The 20,478-nt window shown below is 68.2% G+C and carries 15 protein-coding genes; 10 read left to right on the top strand and 5 right to left on the bottom strand.

Annotation, left to right across the window (positions count from 1 at the left end):
* Nucleotides 1-22 precede the first annotated feature (22 nt).
* Complete coding sequence (locus tag ASE00_RS10445; protein WP_056379983.1) at nt 23-355, bottom strand: STAS domain-containing protein; 333 nt, start codon at nt 353-355, stop codon at nt 23-25.
* 110 nt (nt 356-465) lie between these two features.
* Between ASE00_RS10445 and ASE00_RS10450 the strand changes: the two genes are divergently transcribed.
* From ASE00_RS10450 to ASE00_RS10460, 3 genes are read left to right on the top strand one after another with little or no spacing between them, the layout of a single operon-like run.
* Nucleotides 466-864: an ATP-binding protein gene (locus ASE00_RS10450; protein ID WP_056379985.1), complete on the top strand. Its 399-nt coding sequence runs from the start codon at nt 466-468 to the stop codon at nt 862-864.
* Nucleotides 865-906: 42 nt separating this feature from the next.
* On the top strand, nt 907-1,374 hold the full coding sequence (locus ASE00_RS10455; RefSeq protein WP_056379987.1) for an SET domain-containing protein-lysine N-methyltransferase: 468 nt from the start codon (nt 907-909) through the stop codon (nt 1,372-1,374).
* Nucleotides 1,364-2,566 carry a diaminopimelate decarboxylase gene (locus ASE00_RS10460; protein WP_082594614.1) on the top strand — a complete coding sequence of 401 codons (1,203 nt, stop codon included), beginning with the start codon at nt 1,364-1,366 and terminating at the stop codon, nt 2,564-2,566. The genes ASE00_RS10455 and ASE00_RS10460 overlap by 11 nt, the downstream gene beginning before the upstream one ends.
* Here the strand turns inward: ASE00_RS10460 and ASE00_RS10465 are convergent.
* Both ASE00_RS10465 and ASE00_RS23435 read right to left on the bottom strand, forming a co-directional pair.
* Nucleotides 2,563-4,794 carry a putative bifunctional diguanylate cyclase/phosphodiesterase gene (locus ASE00_RS10465; protein WP_235538625.1) on the bottom strand — a complete coding sequence of 744 codons (2,232 nt, stop codon included), beginning with the start codon at nt 4,792-4,794 and terminating at the stop codon, nt 2,563-2,565. The genes ASE00_RS10460 and ASE00_RS10465 overlap by 4 nt on opposite strands.
* A 131-nt stretch (nt 4,795-4,925) precedes the next feature.
* Nucleotides 4,926-5,099, bottom strand: a complete 174-nt coding sequence (locus ASE00_RS23435; RefSeq protein ID WP_162256436.1) for a hypothetical protein — start codon at nt 5,097-5,099, stop codon at nt 4,926-4,928.
* 269 nt (nt 5,100-5,368) lie between these two features.
* Here ASE00_RS23435 and ppk2 point away from each other — a divergent pair, with 269 nt between their 5' ends.
* Nucleotides 5,369-6,283 (top strand): polyphosphate kinase 2, encoded by a 915-nt coding sequence (ppk2, locus tag ASE00_RS10470; protein WP_056379990.1) that lies wholly within the window; start codon nt 5,369-5,371, stop codon nt 6,281-6,283.
* A 42-nt stretch (nt 6,284-6,325) separates the two neighbouring features.
* On the opposite strand, the gene ASE00_RS10475 is transcribed toward ppk2, so the two are convergent.
* Both ASE00_RS10475 and ASE00_RS10480 read right to left on the bottom strand, forming a co-directional pair.
* Entirely contained in the window at nt 6,326-8,785 is a 2,460-nt protein-coding gene (locus ASE00_RS10475) for a PAS domain-containing protein (RefSeq protein WP_082594615.1), read from the bottom strand.
* 104 nt (nt 8,786-8,889) lie between these two features.
* Nucleotides 8,890-9,873, bottom strand: coding sequence for a CorA family divalent cation transporter (locus ASE00_RS10480; protein ID WP_056379992.1), 984 nt, complete (start codon nt 9,871-9,873; stop codon nt 8,890-8,892).
* A 142-nt stretch (nt 9,874-10,015) separates the two neighbouring features.
* Here ASE00_RS10480 and ASE00_RS10485 point away from each other — a divergent pair, with 142 nt between their 5' ends.
* The 6 genes from ASE00_RS10485 (at nt 10,016) to ASE00_RS10510 (ending at nt 20,359) form a co-directional block, all read left to right on the top strand.
* Nucleotides 10,016-11,407 (top strand): hypothetical protein, encoded by a 1,392-nt coding sequence (locus ASE00_RS10485; RefSeq protein WP_056379994.1) that lies wholly within the window; start codon nt 10,016-10,018, stop codon nt 11,405-11,407.
* Nucleotides 11,404-12,951, top strand: a complete 1,548-nt coding sequence (locus ASE00_RS10490; protein ID WP_056379995.1) for a hypothetical protein — start codon at nt 11,404-11,406, stop codon at nt 12,949-12,951. Before ASE00_RS10485 ends, ASE00_RS10490 begins: the two co-directional genes overlap by 4 nt.
* Nucleotides 12,952-13,001: 50 nt before the next feature.
* On the top strand, nt 13,002-13,514 hold the full coding sequence (locus ASE00_RS10495; RefSeq protein WP_056379997.1) for an RNA polymerase sigma factor: 513 nt from the start codon (nt 13,002-13,004) through the stop codon (nt 13,512-13,514).
* 38 nt (nt 13,515-13,552) lie between these two features.
* Entirely contained in the window at nt 13,553-14,500 is a 948-nt protein-coding gene (locus ASE00_RS10500) for a FecR family protein (RefSeq protein WP_056379999.1), read from the top strand.
* A complete protein-coding gene (locus tag ASE00_RS10505) occupies nt 14,497-16,905 on the top strand; it encodes a TonB-dependent receptor (protein ID WP_056380001.1) in 2,409 nt (802 codons plus the stop codon). Before ASE00_RS10500 ends, ASE00_RS10505 begins: the two co-directional genes overlap by 4 nt.
* A gap of 232 nt (nt 16,906-17,137) precedes the next feature.
* Nucleotides 17,138-20,359 (top strand): autotransporter domain-containing protein, encoded by a 3,222-nt coding sequence (locus ASE00_RS10510; protein WP_056380003.1) that lies wholly within the window; start codon nt 17,138-17,140, stop codon nt 20,357-20,359.
* Nucleotides 20,360-20,478: the final 119 nt, after the last annotated feature.

The raw sequence follows: 20,478 nt of genomic DNA on the forward strand, positions 1-20,478 counted from the left end.
CCCGGGGTGACGCTAATTCTTGCTACCCGATCGCCGCGATCCCCGCCTCGACATCGCTCTCGATCGTGAAGATCTTCGAAAAGCCGCTGATGTCGAACACCTCGCGCACCGCGGGCGACAATCCGGTGAGCGCGAGCTTGTTGCCCGCCGCCTTCGCCGCCTTTGCGCCGATCAGCAGTACGCGCAGCCCGGCGGAGCTGACATAGGGGACGTCGGCAAGGCTGAGCACCACCGCCTCATGCTCGCGCACGCGCACCGGCAGCACCGCTTCCAGCTCGCCCGCGCTGCTGCTGTCGAGCCGCCCGGAGGCGGAAATGACCAGCGCGCCGTCTCGGCTATTTTCGATGATGTCCATCTATATTATTAACCCTATGTGCCCCGGTCCGTCCGGCGTCGCTGCATATCAGGAGTGGGTGGTCATTTTCCACACGAATATGGGCCCGTTACCGGCAATGTACGTCTGCCATGGCGGCTGACTTCGCCCGTTCGATGGCCGCCGACGCGGCGCGGCTGCCCGCGCTGCTCGACGCGATCGAGGCGTGGCTGGGCGACAATGGCGTACCTATGGCGAAGCTCGCTCCAGTCATGATCGCCTTCGACGAGATATTGAGCAACATCGTCAACTATGGCGGCGGCACACTCGATGTCGCGATAACCCTCGACGATGGCGCGATGCAGGCGACCGTGGCGGACGACGGTCCGCGCTTCGATCCGCTCGCCCGCCCCGCCCCGGACACCGACGCCACCATCGACGACCGCGCGATCGGCGGCCTGGGCATCCATCTCGTCCGCGAGATGATGGACGAGGTCGCCTATGCCTACGAAAATGGCCGGAACCGGCTGACATTCCGCAAGACTTTCTAGGGATTTGCGCGTAGGAAACGGGCCTTGCGAAAGGGCTGAGCAATGACGTCTGCGCCGGACAGGGCAACGGCACGACAGGATGATGACGACGAAGCACTCGAGGTCGTTCGCCTCGATGAGCTGCGCGGGCTGGGTGTGCGTGCGCGCCGTGCTTTCCCGGCCGGCGACGTCATCCATCGCTTCGCGGGCGTCGTCAGCGAAACCCTCTGCCAGCACAGCCTTCAGGTCGACGCCAGCCGCCATATCAGCGGCACCCGCTATATCGGCTATCTCAGCCATGGCTGCGATCCCAATGCCAGGCTCGACATGACCGGCTTCACCCTCGCCGCGCTGCGCGACATCAAGGCGGGCGATATCGTCACGGTCGACTATGCGGCGACCGAGGACCGGCTGCACCGCCAGTTCGCCTGCCGCTGCGCCGCCCCTGCCTGCCGCGGCTGGATCACCGGGCGCGACGAACGGCCCAATGCCGAAGGCGAGCAATGGCTCGCTACCCGCGATGTCCGCTGACTGGTGGGTGCGCGACGATCTACGGCGTGAGGATGGCCGGCTGATCTTCGCGGGGCAGGACGCCGCCGCCCTCGCTGACCAATATGATCGCCCGCTCTTCGTCTATAGCGGCGCGCGCATCCGCGCCAATCTCGATCGGCTGCGCGGTGCGCTCGCCGCCTCGGGCTGCGATCACCGCCTCTATTATGCGATGAAGTGCAACCGCTTCCCGCCGCTGCTCCGCATGCTCGCGGAGACCGGCGCGATCGGCATCGACATCTGCTCACCCGACGAGCTCGACCTCGCGATCGCCTCCGGGATCCCGGCGGTGAATATCAGCTTCACCGGCACCAGCGTCGCGAACCGCGATCTCGACCGTCTCCTCGCCGAACCCGATCTCCACATAAACTGCGACTCGCTCAGCCAAATCCGCCGCATCGGCGAGCGGACGCCGGGCCGCGCGATCGGCATCCGGGTCAATCCCGGCTACGGCACCGGCTATGGCGACAATGAACGGCTGAGCTATGCAGGCGAGCGGACCAGCAAGTTCGGCATCTATCGCGAACAATGGGCCGAGGCGCTGGCGCTCGCGGCGGCGCACCGGCTGACCATCACGACGATCCATTTCCATGTCGGCTGCGGCTATCTGTCGCAGCAGCTCGACGCCTGGGGGCGCGCGGTCGGCGCGGCGGCGGATTTCCTCGCCGACCTGCCCGATGCCCGCACGGTCAACATCGGCGGCGGCCTCGGCCTCCCGCACAAGGCGGGCGATACGCCGCTCGATCTCGACCGCTGGGCGGCGATCATCGGCCGCCATTTCGGCGGACGCGGACTGACGGTCGCGGTCGAGCCTGGCGACTATCTGGTCAAGGACGCCGGGCTGCTGCTGCTCAGCGTCGTCGGTGTCGAGCGCAAGCGCGACACCCTGTTCGTCGCGGTCGACGGCGGCTTCAATCTCCACCCCGAACCCGCCCATTACGGCCTGCCTTGCGAGCCGGTGGCCTGCGTCGTCGCCGATCCCGATCGCACCGCCTGGCAACCGGTCACCCTGGCCGGCAACGTCAACGAGGCGCTCGACCTGTGGGCCGAGGACCACCCCATGCCGCCGCTTGCCGAGGGTGACCGCATCGCCCTCATCAACGCCGGCGGCTACGGCTCAGCGATGAGCTCTAACCACTGCATGCGCGGCGACTTTTTCGAGCTGCTGATTTAAGCGGGGTCCGCTCCCTGCCGACCGGAGAAACGGGCTTCGACATCGCTCGCGCTCATCGGCGCGGCAAGCAGAAAGCCTTGCAGGACGTCGCAGCCGATGCTGGTCAGATAGAGCCGCTGCTGCTCGGTTTCGATGCCCTCGGCGGTGGTTGTGAGGCCGCTGATCCGAGCAAGATCGACGATCGCCTGAACCACCGGGCTGCCGCCTACGCCGGGCTGGATCGTCGCGACGAAGCTCCGGTCGATCTTGATCCGGTCGATGTCGAGCCCGCCGAGATGCTTGAACGACGAATAGCCGGTGCCGAAATCGTCGAGCGCGATCCTGATTCCGATGTCGCGGAGCCAGCCGAGATTGCTGCGGCACTTCTCGCTGCTCTCCAGAAAGCTGGACTCGGTGATCTCGAGCTCCAGCCGGCCGGGCGACAGGCGCGTGCGCTTGAGGATCGCATAGACCCGCTCGGCGAGCGTCACATTGCGCAGCTGCACCGCCGACAGGTTGACCGCGACGCTTCCCGCGGGCCACCGCGCCGCCGCGAAACAGGCCTGTTCGAGCACCCATTCGTTAAGCGTCTCGATCAGTCCGCACTCCTCGGCGATGGGCACGAAGGTGTCGGGCGGAATCGGCCCGCGTGTCTCGTGGTTCCAGCGGATCAGCGCTTCGGCGCCAAGCGCCGCACCGCCCTGCGCGGCGAAGAAGGGCTGGTAGACCACGCTCAAACCGTCGCCGGTGCGCATCGCCTCGCGCAGTTCGCGCTCGATCTCGTTGCGCTCGCGGATGCGGTCGCCCATCGCTTCGGTGAAGAAACTGTGGCGGCGGCGTCCGCCATGCTTCGCGTCGTACAGGGCGATGTCCGCCCGGCGGACCAGCTCGACCGGATCGGTGCCGTCGGCCGGCGCCACCGACAGGCCGATGCTCGCGCCGATCAGCACCTCGCCATGGCCGAGGTCGACCGGCCGGGCCAGCGCCTTGTGGATCTTGCGGGCAAGCCGTTCGCCGCTCCTGGCGGCATTGTCGCCGACATGGACGATAGCGAACTCGTCACCGCCCAGCCGGGCGACCAGATCCCCCGGTGCGACACTGTTGAGCACCCGCGCCAGCGCGCAGATCAGCAGGTCGCCGGTCGGATGGCCGAGATGGTCGTTCACATTCTTGAAGTGATCGAGATCGACATAGAGCAGTGCCAGCGACCGGCCCCCGCCGAGCCGTGACAGTTCCTGGTTCAGCCGCCGGTCGAACAGCGCGCGATTGGCGAGACCGGTCAGCGGATCATGATCGGCGAGATGCTGGGCCTGCGAACGGGCAGCGCTCAGCTGGAGGGTGCTCCGGCTGATCCGGTACAGCAGCCAGCCGATCGTTCCGAACACCAGCAGCAGCGAGATCACCAGCGCGGGCGTCACCTGCCCCAGCATCGCCGTGCCAGGACGGAAGGGTATCCAGACGAAATAGCCGATCACATTGCCCGCGCGCGTGCGCAGCGGCACCCGGCTGATGTCTTCGTCATCGGGCGGCGCCGGCGCGAAATGCCCGCCCTCGAGCTGATAGCGCCGTGCCAGATCGGCGATGAAACTGCCGTCGAGATAGCGGATGCTGATGTGGAAATATTCGGTGCCGGGCGTCTGCGGAATCTCGCCGGTGTCGGTCACGACCGGCTTGACGCTGATGATCGCCGGGTGGCCGTGGACCGTGCCGAGGTCGATCGCGCCGGGGGTCAGCACGGAACTAGCCCGGGCCGTCTTCACACCGCCGCGCATCTTGGCGCGCAACTCGGCGATCAGCGGCGCGGCGACGGTGCCGGCCGAGCGGCCATATTCGTCGGCATCCCGGCGGCGGCCCTCGCGCATCGCATAGACGGGCCGGTCGTCCTGATCGACGATGAATATCTCGTCATGGCCGTAATAGGTGTGGAACCAGATGCCGAGATTATCATCGAGCCATTTCAGGTCGCGCGGCTTCGTGCGCAGCGCGACGACGCTGTCGTCCCAGACGGTGGCGGCTTCCTGGTCGTGCGCGATCGTCCGGAAACTCTGCTCCAGCACCGTCGCGATCACGTGCTGCTGGCGATCGATCGACAGGTCGTCCGACTTGCGCGCGGCGACCCAGACGAAGACAGCGACCAGCGCCGCCATGAGGAAGACGATCAGCAGGGCGCGGATGATGATCTGCGAGACGATCGCCTCGCGCCCGCCCGGCGCAGCGGCCATGAGCCGGCGCTGGATGCGCTCGATCACCAACGGACGCTTCTCACCCGCAGCGACATGACAAACTCAACGCTCCCCAACTACCCCGTGGTCTTCCTAGCCGAGATTGCCGGGCTTGGCCATGGCAAGCTTCGCGGCTGGCGGGGCGTGTCAGGGCGGCCTCAGTCGCGGCCGCGCAGCGCCGCGTCGATCGCCTGGGCTTCGCGCTCGAACATCGCGGCCATCGCCATCAGCCGCTCGCGCTCGTCCTCGCTTGCCGCATTATGCGCGAGCAGGCGGGACCGGGCTGCTTCCTTCCGCAGCCGCGCCGCGCTTCCCTTCGATGTTCCTGCCATCCCGGTCATATCAGCACGGCGAGTCGGACGCTGCCGCAGCCCGCGACATGGGCGCGTAGGCCCATGAGACGACCGCCGGTCCGGTAGCTTAGAATCGCACCGCGCATGAATCTCCCCCGAGTCAGCCCTGCTGACGCCAGTAAGCCTGTCGCGAAGCGGACACAATCGCTGGTTTTGATCCGTTATGGACCGTCCGGAGCCCGCAAACGTCATAAGCTTGTAATCGATGGCGTCCAAACTGGGCTGTTCCCGCAATATTCGGATAACCCATGTCTCTTTTCGAAACCGCCCAGGTCGAACGAATCAAACGCGAAATCGCCGACAGCTTCGACGAGGAGCTGGAAATGGAGATCGACGAGAGCCGCCTCGAAACGATGCTCGCCGACATGGAGGAGCACCCCGAGCGCGAGCAGCTCGAACGCCGCATCTATTTCCGCGAGCTCTTCCGGCTCCAGCACGAACTGGTGCGGCTGCAGGACTGGGTCCAGCACAAGGGCCTTAAGGTCGTGGTGATCTTCGAGGGCCGCGATTCGGCCGGCAAGGGCGGCGCGATCAAGCGCATCACCCAGCGGCTCAACCCCCGCGTGTGCCGCGTCGCGGCGCTGCCCGCGCCCAACGAGCGCGAACGCACCCAATGGTATTTCCAGCGCTACACCCAGCATCTCCCCGCCGCGGGCGAGATCGTGCTGTTCGACCGTAGCTGGTACAACCGCGCCGGCGTCGAGCGGGTGATGGGCTTCTGCACCGAGGACGAGGTCGAGGAATTCTTCCGCTCGGTGCCCGAGTTCGAACGGATGCTCGTCCGCTCAGGGATCATCCTGCTCAAATATTGGTTCTCGATCACCGACGAGGAACAGCAGTTCCGCTTCCACATGCGCATCCACGATCCGCTCAAGCAGTGGAAGCTCTCGCCGATGGACGTCGAATCGCGCCGCCGCTGGGAAGATTATACCCGCGCCAAGGAAGCGATGCTCGAACGCACCCACATCGCCGAGGCACCCTGGTGGGTGGTGGAGGCGGTCGACAAGAAGAAGGCGCGGCTCAACTGCATCGCCCACCTGCTCGATCAGATCCCCTATCAGGACGTACCCAAGTCGCAGGTCGTCCTGCCCGACCGCGTCCGCCACGCCGATTATGAGCGACACCCGGTGCCCGAGAGCATGTACGTGCCGGAACGTTATTGATCCGCTTGCGCGGATGCGGCGCCGCATTCAGCTTGGCCGAAACTATTCTCGCAACAACCGCTCCACCCGTGCGGCGAGGTCGTCGACCGAGAAGGGCTTGGTCACCACCTCCATGCCATGCTCGATATGGCCGTGGTTGAGGACGGCGTTCTCGGCATAGCCCGTAATGAAAAGCACCTTGAGACCGGGATTGATCGCGCGCGCCGCATCGGCGACCTGGCGGCCATTGAGCCCGCCGGGCAGGCCGACATCGGTGATCAGCAGGTCGAAATCGCCGTTCCCCTCCATATATTTCAGGCCCGCCGGCCCGTCGGCCGCCTCGACGCAGCGATAGCCCCGCTCCTCCAGCGTATCGACCACCAGCATCCGCACCGTCGGCTCGTCGTCGACGATCAGGATCCGCTCGCCCGATCCGGCGGTCAGCTCGGGTACGATAGGGTCGGTATAGGGCGCTGCCTCCTCGCCATGCTGGCGCGGCAAGTAGATGCACACCATCGTCCCCTGGCCGAGCTCCGAATAGATGCGGACATGGCCGTGCGACTGACGCGCGAAGCCATAGACCATGGACAGGCCGAGGCCTGTGCCCTCACCGATCGGCTTGGTGGTGAAGAACGGATCGAACACCCGCTGCAGGTCTTCCTTGGCGATGCCGGTGCCGGTGTCGCTGACGCACAGCGTCACATATTGCCCCGGATCGAGCCCGCGCTCGGCGGCCGCGCGATGATCGAGCCATTTGTTCGAGGTCTCGATCGTGATCCTGCCGCCGTTCGGCATCGCGTCGCGCGCATTGATGCACAGGTTGAGGATCGCATTCTCGAGCTGGTTGGCGTCGACCAGCGTCAGCCACAACCCGCCCGCGGCCACCGTCTCCACCTCGATCGCGGGGCCGACCGTACGGCGCACCAGATCGACCAGCTCGGCCATCAGCCGGTTGATGTCGACCGGCTTGGGCGACAGCGTCTGCCGCCGCGAGAAGGCGAGCAGGCGGTGGGTCAGCGCCGCCGCGCGGCGGGCCGCGCCTTGCCCCGCCGCCAGATATTTCTCGACCTCGCTGGTCCGCCCCTGCGACAGGCGGACCCCGATCATCTCGAACGCGCCCGATATCCCCGCGAGCAGATTGTTGAAATCATGCGCCAGGCCACCGGTGAGCTGGCCGACCGCCTCCATCTTCTGCGCCTGGCGCAACGCTTCCTCGGCCTCGGCCAGCCGCTGCTGCTCGCGCAGCCGGTCGGTCACGTCATAGACGAACTGATAGGCCCCGATCGGCGCGCCATCGGTATCGCGCAGCGTGCTGAAGCGCATCTCGAAATGCTTGCCCTGCTGCTTCGCGTCGACGAACTCTGCGACCTCGATATATTCCTCGCCCTTCAGCGCGCGATCCCAGCGCGCCAGCACCTCGGGCTCGTCCTTCAGCAACTCGAGCATCGAGTCCCCGGCCGCCGGGCGCACCCCGAACAGCCGCTCGAACTCGGCCACCGCCGCGCCGTTGATCGATATCCAGCGCCAGTCATGGCCGACGATCTGCACCAGCGCATCGGTACCCTCGACGATGTCGGCCAGCACCTTGCGCTCGGCGAGCGCCGCGCTCACCCGCTGCTCGAGCGTCTGGTTGAGTTCGCGCAGCGCCAGTTCGGCCCGGCGGCGCGGGGTGATATCCTGGAACAGCACCGCGACCTGGCGGCGGCCGGGCGGCTCGATCCGGAAGGCCGACAGCGACAGGAAGCGGCCGGTAGCGACCAGCTCCTGTTCGAAGCGGATCGGCTTCCCCGTCTCCAGCACGGGGCGATAGCGGGCGATCCAAGCATCCGCCTCGTCGGGCACCATCTCGCGCAGCTTCTGGCCGACGACATCGGGAATCCCCGCGTTCACCGTATAGGCGTCGTTCGCCTCGATATGGACATAGTCGCTGTTCGTTCCGTGCGGACCGTCGAAAAACTCGATGATGCAGAAGCCTTCGTCGATCGAATTGAACAGCGTGCGGTATCGCGCATCGTCCTCGTCGCGCTGCCTGAGCGCCAGCCGCAGTTCGAGCTGGTCCATCACCTGCCGCGCCAGCACCCGGAGCGTGCGCTGCTGCAGCTCGGTCAGCGCGCGGCTCTGGTAATCGAGCACGCAGACCGTGCCGATCGGATAACCTTCGGAGGTCTTGAGCAGCGCGCCCGCATAGAAGCGCAGATGCGGTTCGCCGGTCACCAGCGGATTGCAGTCGAAGCGCGGATCGGCTGTCGCGTCGGGCACCAGCAGGAAATCCTCCTCGAGGATCGCCTTGGCGCAGAAGGACGTCTCGAGCGGGGTCGATCGGACGCCCAGGCCGACCTCGGCCTTGAAGAACTGGCGGCCGCTGTCGATCAGGTTGACCACGCCGATCGGCGCGCCGCATATGTCGGCGGCGAGCCGGGCGATCTCGTCGAAGCTTTCCTCGGGCGGCGTATCGAGAACGTCATAGCGCCGCAGCGCTTCGACGCGCCGCGTCTCCCAGTCCGAAAAGCCGGTCTCGTTCATTGATGTGGGATGCCCCGTTCCAACCCCTGATGCCGCCCCAACGCTATGCATCCGATTCGGATGCATCGCCATGACGAATTAACAATTGGGCGGGCGGCCCCAGGTTAGCGGCGCATGAAGCCCATGAAGCGGAGGAACATATAGGTCGCCCCCGCCGTCCCTAGCGCCAGCATCGTCGCCAGCAGCGTGCCATGCGCATTCTGCGCCCAGGGCAGCCCGCCGGTGTTCATCCCGAACAGGCCAGTGATGAAGGTCGCGGGCAGCAGCAGCGCGGTCATGATCGACAGGATATAGAGATTCTGGTTGGTCCGCTGATCGACCTGAATGTCGATCTCCTCGCGCAGCTGCAATATCTGCCGCTGCACCCCCTGCGAGTCCGCGCCCAGCGCCTGTATGCGCTGCGACAGTTTCTCGACCGTCGCGAGCATATCCTCGGGCAGGTCCTCGTCATCCTCGAGGCGGCGGAACACCGCGCGCAAGCCGTCGAGCATACGATGCACGTGGGCATGGCGGCGGCGGATGCCTATCAGACCGCGCGCGGTCGGCGGATCGCGCCCGTCGAGCAGCGCGTCCTCGATCCGCTGCACGTCGAGACCCAGCTCGCGCACCACTGCGGCGATCCCGTCGGCAATCGTCCCGATCAGCAGTTCCAGCGCCTCGGCGGGCTCCTCGATTCCCCGGCTGCGCGCCAGCCGGTGCCGGACGATATCGGCCGAACGGATCGGATGGAGCCGCGCGGTGATCATCAGCCGCGGCAACAGCGCGAAGCGCAGCGCGCCGATCTGCAGCGCGTCGGTCTGCTCGAAATCGCGCTCGAAATCATGGACGACGCAGCCGACCACGCCGCCGTCGACCAGCGCGAGCTGATGGCTGTCGGACGACAGCAGCATGTCGCGGATATCCTCGGGCAGGCCGTCGAGCCGGTCGAGCCAGCCGGTCGTGCCCTGATGCGCCAGGCTGAGATGCAGCCAGCGGAAGCCGTCCGCGCCGGTATCGCACCGATCGGTCGGCCGCGCGGCGCCGCCGCCGAGATCGAAACCCCAGATCAGGCCCGGTTCGGCGGGATAGAGTTGCGGCGTCTGCGCCATCGGCTCCCCCAAGGCCGTTGAAGGTAAAAGCGCAGCGCTAGGCGGGTTTGATGACAATTTTGTTGCGGCACCCTCTACCTTTTTCCTCTTCATCGCACGAACTGCCGCTGGTGCCCGCCCACGATCGCGATACAAGACGGCCATGGCGGGCGAGGCATCGAACGGAACGGCGGACAGGCGGCTATGGCCGTGGCTGGCCGCCATCGCCCTGATCGGCTTCGCCCTGCGCATTGCTGCGGCATCGGGCGACTATTGGCTCGACGAGGCCTGGTCGGCGCTGTTCGCGCGCGAGGCGGGGACGCCGGGGCGCGTCTTCTTCGCGATCAACCACGACAATAATCATTATCTCAACACGCTGTGGCTTCAGCTTGCCGGCTGGGGATCGCCGCCGATGCTGGGCCGGACGCTGTCGATCCTGTGCGGGACGGCCGGTATCGTCGTCGCCGGACTGATCGGCGCGCGGCGCAACATCCGCGTGGCTTGCGTCACCGCGCTCCTGTTCGCAGTCTCGCCGATCCTCGTCACCTACGGGTCGGAAGCGCGCGGCTATGCGCCGATGCTGCTCGCGCTGCTGAGCGCGATCTGGATCGTCGACCGCGAACTCCACGGCGCGCCGCTGCGCCATGCGCCGCTGTGGCTCGGCATCGTCACGCTGACCGGCATGCTCGCGCACGCCTCGCTGCTGTTTGGCATCGCCGCGCTGACCGGCTGGGTGGCGGTCGACGCGAAGCGGCACAGGGACTGGCGACCCGCGCTCGCGAAGGCGTTGCGGCTGATGGGCCGCGCGATCCTCGCGGTCGTCGCGGTGATCGCGCTCGCGCTGGTCAGCGCCATGGCGAGCAGCGACGGCTTCCGGATCGGCAGCCTCGCCAGCTTCTCCTTCACCGCCTTCGTCGACGCGCTCGCCTATATGGTCGCCTTCACGCTGGGCTGGCCGCTGCCCGTCCCGCTCTGGCTCGCAGCGCTGCTGCCGCTGTCGCTCGCCGCGATCCGCCACCCCGCGCTGCACGATCGCCTGCCTTTCCTGCTTCTCGCCATCATCGGCCTGCCGCTCGTCGTGCTGCTGTTCCGGCCCGGCAACAGCGCCTTCCCCCGCTATTATCTGCTCAGCGCCATAGCCCTGCTGCTGCTCGCCGCCGAGCCGCTGGCGGTGCGGCGCTGGTTCGCGATGATCCCGCTCTATCTGGTCCTCACCGGCTGCCTGATCCTCGATCTCCAGATCATCGACAACCGGCGCGCAGATCCGGGCGTCGCGATCGACGCGATGGCGGAGCGCGCGCCGGGCGGCGCGGCCGTGCTGATCGACAATGCCCGCGACAGTGCCGTGCTCGAAAGCGCCGCCGCGACCCATGGCTATCCGTTGCGCTTCGCCGCCGGCTGCGCCGACGCCGACTTCCTGTTCGCCGAGGGTGATCCGGGCAAGCGCACGTCCGCCATCCCGCGGCTGTGCGGCGCGAACTTCCGTTCGATCAGCGGCGGACAGGTCTATGGATTGTCGGGTATGGACTGGCGGCTTTATGAACGCGCCCGATGACCGCTGACGACAGCCCGCCTTGGTGGCAGCGCCCCGCCCTGCTGGCGGCGGTCGTCCTGCTCGGCATCGTTCCCCTGCTCTGGCCGCCGCTGCCACCGCTGACCGACCTGCCCGGCCATGTCGCGCGCTGGCACATCGCCACCGCCGACGCCGCATCGCCGCTCCACCGCTTCTACGCAATACGCTGGGCGCTGATCGGCAATCTCGGCACCGATCTGCTTGCCATGGCGCTCGTCCCGCTGTTCGGCCCGATCGGCGCAGGCAAGGCGATCATGCTGCTGATCCTGCTGCTCGGCGGCGCGGCGATGCTGTGGCTGGCGCGCGAGGCACATGGCCGGGTGCCGCCCACCGCGCTGTTCGCCCTGCCCTTCCTCTATGGCTGGCCCTTCCAGATGGGCTTCGCCAATTTCGTCCTCGCGCAAGCCCTCGCCTTCGCCGCGCTTGCCTTGTGGCTCCGCCTGGGACGCGGCGAGCGGCTGGCGCTGCGCGCCGCGCTGTTCGCGCCGATCGGGCTGATCCTGTGGACCGCGCACAGCGCCGGATGGGGCCTGTTCGGTCTGGTGGCCTTCGGCGCGGAGCTCGCCCGGCTGCGCCAGACCGGACGCCGCTGGCCCGCGGCGATCGGCGGCGCGGTCCTCGCCTGCCTGCCGCTTGCCCTGCCCGTCCTCATCATGATCGCCAACGCGCCGCCCCCCGGCGCCCGCGCGGGCGAGACCGGCGACTGGTTCAACATCCTGGCCAAATTTCTCTGGGTGATCTCGTCGCTGCGTGACCGCTGGGCCTGGTTCGACACCGGGTCGCTGATGGCGCTGCTGCTCGTCCTCTACATCGGCGCGCGCGACAGGCGGCTCGGATACGCCCCCCTGATCGGCTTGCCCGCTTTGTTCGCGCTCGGCGGCTTCCTGCTCCTGCCCCGGCTGCTGCTCGGCGGCTCCTATGTCGACATGCGGATGATGCCCGCGGTGTGGATGCTTGCGCTGCTAGCCATCCGCCCGCCCGCCGACCACCGCTTCGGACAGGCGCTGGCGATCGCCGGCCTTCTCTTCTTCGCGGTGCGGACCGCTTCGACCACGCTCAGCTTTGTGTTGCGCACCGCCGAGCAACGTGCCGAACTGGGCGCGGTGGAGGCGATGCCTCATGGCGCTACGGTGCTGGCGCTGGTCTACAAGCCCTGCCTCACCCCCTGGTCGGACATCCGCCCCGAACATCTCCCGGCCTATGCGACCATCGGACGCGACGCCTTCACCAACGAACAATGGGCGATCGACGGCCAGCAATATCTCCACATCCGCCATTTCGCCGCCCGCCCTTTCGAGGCCGATCCGAGCCAGCTCGTCTATCCCATTGGATGCAAGGAACAGGGGCGCAGCCTCGCCGATGCGATTGCGACCTTCCCCCGCGCCGCCTTCAGCCATGTCTGGATCATCGGCAATCGCCTGCCCCCGGCCGGACCCGGGTCAAGGCGTTCGGGGCTGGTCCCCGTCTGGACCAATGGGCGCTCTGAACTATACGAAGTGATTGGCAGGGTGTCGCCCCAGGGTTAGACAAGCGCGGCAAGCAGATCACCGTAGCGGCAATGAGGTCGAGAGGGGACATGAGCAGCACCGGCCTTGAGGCCGTCTTCCTGTCGAACCGCGACCGGCTGCTGGCTTTCCTGCGCGCGCATGGCGCGGGCGACGCGGCAGAGGATCTGTTGCAGGAATTGTGGATCAAGCTGTCCGCCGCGCCCTCGGGCCCGATCGCGCAGCCCCTCTCCTATCTCTACCGCGCCGCCAACAATCTGATGCTCGACCGCTACCGGTCGCAGGTGCAGGCGACGAAGCGCGACCATGACTGGACCGAAGCGGCGACCACCCTGCCCGGCCAGTCCGACGAACCGTCGAGCGACCGCCGCCTGATCGCGCGCGAACAGCTCCGCCTCGCCCTGGCCGCACTGGACATGCTCGGCGAGCGGCCTGCCGCGATCTTCCGCCGCCATCGCATCGACGGGGTGGGCCAGCGCGACATCGCCGCCGAATTCGGGGTCAGCCTCAGCACGGTCGAAAGCGATCTGCGCCGCGCCTATCGCGCGCTGATCGAACTCAGGAACAGTTTCGATGAGGGATAGCGCAATCGACTCCGTCAGCATGTCCGGGAGCCTCTTTCATGGCTGAGGATAGGGACGATATGGAAACCGCGGCGCTCGACTGGGTGATCCGCCTGCGCGATCCCGGCTTCGACGGCTGGGAGGAGTTCGAGGCCTGGCTCTCGGCCGACGCCGCGCATGCCGACGCCTATCACCGTCTCGCCATCGCCGACGAGGATATGGCCGATCTGCTGAAGACCGCGCCGCCCCAGAAGCAGCAAACAAATCCGCTGATCGCGATGCCCGAGCGCCGCCCGCTCACCCGCCGCGCCTGGATGGGCGGCGCGATTGCGGCCTCGCTCGCCGCGATCGTCGGCATCGGCCTGATCGACCGCCAGCCCGCGCTTTACCCGATCGAGACCGCGCCGGGCATGCGCCGCACCATCACCCTCGACGACGGCAGCAAAATCGCGCTCAACGGCGGAACGAAGATCAAGCTCAGCCGCCGCGATCCGCGCTATGCGGTGCTCGAAAGCGGCGAGGCGCTGTTTGACGTCGTCCATGATGCAAGCGCGCCGTTCAAGGTCGCGGTCGGCGATGCCCGGCTGATCGACGTCGGCACCCGCTTCAACGTGCTGCGCGAGGGCAAGGCGACCGCGGTCCAGGTCGCCGAGGGCGCGGTGATCTACAATCCCGACGGCGAGGCGGTCCGCCTCAACCCCGGCCAGACGTTGAGCGCCCGCGACGGCGATGCGAAGCTGGTGCTGGGTTCGGTCGCCCCGGCGGCGGTGGCGGGCTGGAAAGATGGGCGGCTGATCTATGACGGTCAGACCATGGCCGAGGTCGCCGCCGATCTCGCCCGCTGGTCGGGCCAGCCGGTCCGCGCCGATCCGCGCGTCGCCGGACAGCGCTTCCGCGGCGTGCTCAGCCTGGCCGATGGCGACGACATCGTCCATCTCGCGCCGCTGCTCGACGTCGATGTCCGCAGGAACGGGCAGATTTGGGTATTGTCTCCCAAGAGCCAGTGACGCGCCTATCCGCCTTGGCCAGCATCTCGCTGCTCGTCGCAGCCGCGCCCCTGTACGCGGCGGAGACGGCGGCGCTCGACCTGCCGGCGGGAAGGCTGAGCGATGCGGTCGCCACGCTCGCGGCGCAGACCGGGGCCAGCGTCAGCGCCGCCGACGGCATGATCTGGTCGATGCGCGTCGCACCGCTCAGGGGGCGGATGAGCGCCGAGGAGGCGCTGCGCCGCCTGCTGCGCGGCAGCCGGGGGCGGCTCGTCAGCCTCGGCGGCAACAGCTTCCGCATCGTCCCTGCCGCGCCTGTGCTTGCCCGAAGGGCCGCACCACAGGTTCAACCCCAGCCGATCGAGTCCGAAGACGAAGGCCAGGCGATCATCGTCACCGCGTCGAAGCGCGACACGCGGCTGCGCGACTTCGCGGGCTCGGTCAGTCTGCTCGACGGCACGGACCTGAGCTTCGGCGGCGAGCAGGGGATGGAATCGATCCTCGCCCGCGTCGCCAGCCTGTCGTCGACCCATCTCGGCGCGGGGCGCAACAAGCTGTTCATCCGCGGCATCGCCGATTCGAGCTTCACCGGCCCGACCCAGGCGACCGTCGGCCAATATCTCGGCGACATGCGGCTGACCTACAACGCGCCCGATCCCGATCTGCGCCTCTACGACATCCAGTCGGTCGAGATCCTCGAAGGGCCGCAGGGCACCCTCTATGGCGCGGGTTCGCTCGGCGGGGTTATCCGCATCGTCCGCAATGCGCCTGCGCTCGGCGAAACCGGCGGCGCGCTGTCGGCGGGCCTGTCCGCGACCCAGCATGGCGATCCCTCGGGCGACATCGGCGGGATGATCAACCTGCCGGTGCTCGGCGATCGGGTCGCGGTCCGCGCGGTCGGCTATGGCATCACCGAGGGCGGCTATATCGACGATGTCTGGCGGCGGAAGCAGGACGTCAACCGCACCCGCATCGCGGGCGGGCGCGCCACGCTGCGCGTCGATGCGGGCGATGGCTGGACGGTCGATCTCGGCGGCGTCTACCAGGACAATCATGGCCGCGACAGCCAATATGCCGACGCCGCGATCGGCGGGCTCAACCGCGCCAGCCGCCTGCCCGGCGGCTTCGACGCCGATTATGCGCTGGGCGAGGTCGTCGTCACGAAACGCTGGGACGATATCAGTTTCCTGTCGTCGACCGGGCTGATCCGACAGCATCTCGACGAACGCTATGACGCGACGATGGCCGCCATCGGCGAGCGCCAGTTCCGCCAGCGCAACACCACCCATATGTTCGCGACCGAGAACCGGCTGTGGCGGCCGACCCGCGACGGCTATGGCTGGGTGCTGGGCGGCAGCTACACCCGCAACCGCACCGACCTCGAACGCTCGCTGGGCCCGGTCGGCATGCCCGTCGCGGTCACCGGGGTCTCCAACCGCATCCGCGAACTGACCCTCTATGGCGAGGCCAGCGTCGAGCCGGTGCGCGGCCTGACGCTGACCGGCGGTGCACGCTACACCCGCTCGAAGCTCGGCGGCGGCGCGGACGATCCGCTGCCCGCCTTCTCCGCCGCGATCGAGGCCGCCCGCGCCGCGATCATCGCCAGCCGGACCGAGAAGCGCCTGCTGCCCTCGGCGTCGGTCTCGGCGGCGCTCGTACCGGGCCTGCTCGTCTTCGCCCGCTATCAGCAGGGCTTCCGCCCCGGCGGTCTCGCGATCGAGAGCGGCTTCGTCCGCCGCTTCCGCAACGACAAGGTGTCGACCCTTGAAACCGGGTTGCGCTACGGCGCACGCGGCCGCGATCCGGTCGATCTGTCGCTGAGCCTGTCCTATACGAGCTGGGACAATATCCAGGCCGACTTCATCGACGGCGGCGGCCTGCCCAGCACCGACAATATCGGCGACGGCCGCATCTATTCGCTGAGCGGAGCAGTCGGCTGGCGGCCCTTGCGCGGCCTCACTCTCGATCTCGCCGCGACCTACAACGACAGCCGCGTGACCGATCCCTCCTCGGCGCTGCTGCTCGCGCTCGCCGCCGCGCCGGTCAACAGCTTCACCGGGGCGCGGACCGGCGGCCAGAGCCGCATTCCCAATGTCGCGCGCTTCACCACCCGGCTCGGCCTGGATTATCGCGTGCCGCTCAGCGAGGCGCTCGAGTTCCGCATCAACGGCTGGGCGCGCTATATCGGCAAATCGCGGCTCGGCATCGGCCCGATCCTCGGCGACCTGCAGGGCGACTATCTCGACACCGCCGTCACCGCGCGCATCGGCCGCCCCGATCTCGGCGTCAGCCTCAGCGTCACCAACCTGACCGACGCGATCGGCAACCGCTTCGCGCTTGGCACCCCCTTCGCCACCACCGGCGGCGGCCAGATCACCCCCCTACGCCCCCGCACGATCCGCATCGGTGTCGATACGAGCTTCTAAGAGCGGGCACCCCGCCCTCCTCCTTGATCGTCATTCCGGCGAAGGCCGGAATCCACTCGCTGGCTTGATCCGAACCCCTGATGGTTCGCGCCGGCCTCCCGGTGGATTCCGGCCTTCGCCGGAGTGACGAAGAGCGCGCGCGAGATTTTTCCAAGGCTCCCTCACAACGTCCCCGTCTTCCCCAACATGCGGGAGGGTCGCCCCTCCCCGCCACAAAGGGACAGACAATTTCATGCGCCATCTGCTTGCCACCACCTGCCTCGCCGCTCTCGCCGTCGCGCCGGCCCATGCCGAGACGACCGTCGCCGACAAGCGCACCGCGGCGATCCGCACCTCGACGATCAAGGCGGGCGCCGCCGACGACATCCGCATCACCTCGGCCGGCTCGGTCGTCCCCACCGCCGCGGGCAGCGCGGTTATCCTCGACAGCGCCAACAAGGTGGTCAACGAGGGGACGATCCAGATCACCAACCTCGAATATTCGACCGGCGTCCTCGGCTCGGCCAACGCCACCGGCTCGATCACCAACACCGCCAACGCCAAGATCATCGTCGACGAGACCTATGCCCCTGCCGACGCCGACAAGGACGGCGATCTCGACGGGCCGCTGGCGGCCGGCACCGGGCGCTTCGGCATCCGCACCGCAGGCGCCTTCACCGGCGACATCGTCAACAGCGGCCAGATCACCATCGAGGGCAAGGATTCGGCAGGCATCCAGCTCGGCGGCGCGCTCGCTGGCAAGCTGACCCAGGACGGCAACATCACCGTCGTCGGCGATCGCTCAGTCGGCGTCCGCACCGGCGATATCAGCGGGCCGGTCCGCATCGCCGGCTCGGTCGCCGCGACCGGGCTTAACGCCAGCGCGGTCTCGGTCGAGGGCAATATCGGCGGCGCGCTGGTGCTGCAGGGCACCCTCGCCTCCACCGGCTATCGCTATACCACCCCGCCCGCCGACACCTCGAAGCTCGACGCCGACGATCTGCTCCAGGGCGGCCCTGCCGTCCGCATCGCGGGCAATGTCGCGGGGGGCCTGATCCTCGCGGTCCCGCCCAAGGACAACAGCACCACCGACAATGACGAGGATAAGGACGGCATCGAGGACGCCAAGGAAGGCTCCGCCGCGATCACCTCGCTCGGCTCGGCCGCCGCGCTCGAGGTCGGCTCGGCCGCCCGCACCGTCGCGATCGGCGCGGTCGCGGGCAATGGCGACGGCCATGGCCTCGTCATCGACGGCACCATCACCGGCAACGGCGTCTATGCCGGGGTCGCGGGCAACGGCCTCGTCATCGGCGGCCTCGGCCAGGCGGTGACGATCGCGGGCGGGATGACCGTCAACGGCGCGGTCACCGCCACGTCGAACGGCGGCAACGCCACCGCGGTTCGCATCGGCAGCGGCGCCAGCGTGCCGAAGATCAAGAATGCGGGTACGATCCAGGCCACCGGCACCAACGCCGCCAACGCCAGGACCACCGCGCTTCAGATCGACGCGGGCGCGGCGGTGTTCGCACTCACCAACAGCGGCGCGATCAAGGCGGTCGCGGGCGGCACCGCCTCGGCCAATGGCGCGACGGTCACCGCGATCCTCGACCGCTCGGGCGAGCTCGACCTGATCGACAATGCGGGCACCATCTCCGCCACCGGCGCGGCGGCGGGCAGCAATGTCGCGATCGACCTGACCGCGAACAACAGCGGCGCGCGCGTCGGCCAGACGGTCGTCGCCAGCGGCGTCGCCGCACCCGCGATCACCGGCGACGTCCGCTTCGGCGGCGGCAATGACGTCTTCGACATCGCCGACGGCAGCATGACCGGCGACACCAGCTTCGGGAACGGCGCGAACCAGCTGCTCCTCTCGGGCGACGCCACCTATGCGGGCGAGGCGGGCTTCGGCGCGGGCAACGACATCATGGCGCTCGGCGGCACCTCGTCCTTCACCGGCGACGTCAGCTTCGGCGGCGGCAGCGACACGCTCAGCCTCACCGGCGCGGCGAAGTTCAAGGGCGCGCTCACGAACGCGCAGGGGCTCGCCGTCGCGCTCACCGGCGGCACGCTCGATATCGGCAAGACCACCGCGTCGATCGGCTCGCTCGCGGTCGGCGGCGGGAGCACGCTGGTCGTCACCGTCGACACCGCGACCCGCACCAACACGCTCTATCAGGTCGCGGGCAACGCCAGCATCGCGAGCGGCGCGAAGATCGTCGTCAACCTGAGCAGCGTCGCCGGGGCGGAGGGCAGCTACACCTTCGTCAAGGCGGGCTCGGTCACCCTGCCGCAGACGATCGCGCCCGAAACCGCGGTGCTGCCTTTCATGTACAAGGGCACGATCACGGCGGTGTCGCCCACCGACATCGCGGTGACAGTGACCCGCAAGACCACCACCGAGCTCGGGCTGAACCGCTCGCAGGCCTCCGCCTACAACGCGGTCTACGCCGCGCTCGCCAAGGATGCGAAGGTCGGCGCGGTCTATCTCGGCGCGGCCGATGGCGACAGCTTCCGCCGCCAGCTGCGGCAGATGCTGCCCGATCATGCCGGCGGCGCGTTCGAGGCGGTGACGATGGGCTCGCGCGCCACCGCGGGCTTCCTCGCCGATCCCGACGCCCCCTTCGCCGACCAGGGCAATTGGGGCTACTGGATCCAGCAGGCCGGCTGGGGCACCTCGAAGAGCCTCGGCGATACCGCCTCCTACGACATCAGCGGCTGGGGCATCGCCACCGGCGCCGAGTATAAGACCGGCCTCGGCAATATCGGCGTCTCGCTCGCCTATCATGCCGGCCGCGACGCCGACGGCGGCACCGACAACAGCGTCGACGCCAACCAATATGAGGTCGGCGCCTACTGGCGCGGCAACTGGGGTCCGGTGCAGGGCTGGACGCGCGGTTCCTGGGCGCATGTCAGCTTCGACAGCAAGCGCGTCTTCAACGGCACGCTGGCCGGCAATGAGAAGGTCGAGCGCCGCGCCAGGGGCAAGTGGAACGGCACCGTCGTATCCGCGGCGGCGGGCGCGTCCTACACCATCCAGATGGGCTCGTTCAGCCTGCGTCCCGCCGGCGCGGTCGATTACTACCGGCTCAAGGAACAGAGCTATGCCGAAAAGGGTGGCGGCGACGCCTTCAACCTGATCGTCAACGGCCGCAAGAGCGACGAGCTGGCGCTGACAGGCACCGTCGCGGCGGGCTTCGACTTCGGCGGCTATAACGAGGATTCGGGCTGGTTCCGCCTCGAACTCGAAGGCGGCCGCCGCCAGCTGGTCGGCGGATCGCTCGGCTCGACCACCGCGCATTTCGCGGGCGGGGCGGACTTCACCCTCGATCCCGAACAGCGCACCAGCGGCTGGGTCGGCAAGCTGCGCGCCACCGGCGGCGGCAACGGCTTCCGCATCGGCGGCGAGGCGGGCGCCGAGGAACAGCAGGGCCGCGCCGCCCTCTCGCTCCGCGCCAGCCTGGTGGTCGGGCTCTAATCTAGGCGCGGCACCGGCCCACGCCCCCACCCGGCCTCCCAAATATTGTACCCTATGGGAGGCCGGGTGGGGCGCGGGCCGGTACCGCACGCCTCGGCACAGCCGAGGCAAACCACAAC

The organism is Sphingomonas sp. Root710 (assembly GCF_001429065.1).
GTDB lineage: Bacteria > Pseudomonadota > Alphaproteobacteria > Sphingomonadales > Sphingomonadaceae > Rhizorhabdus.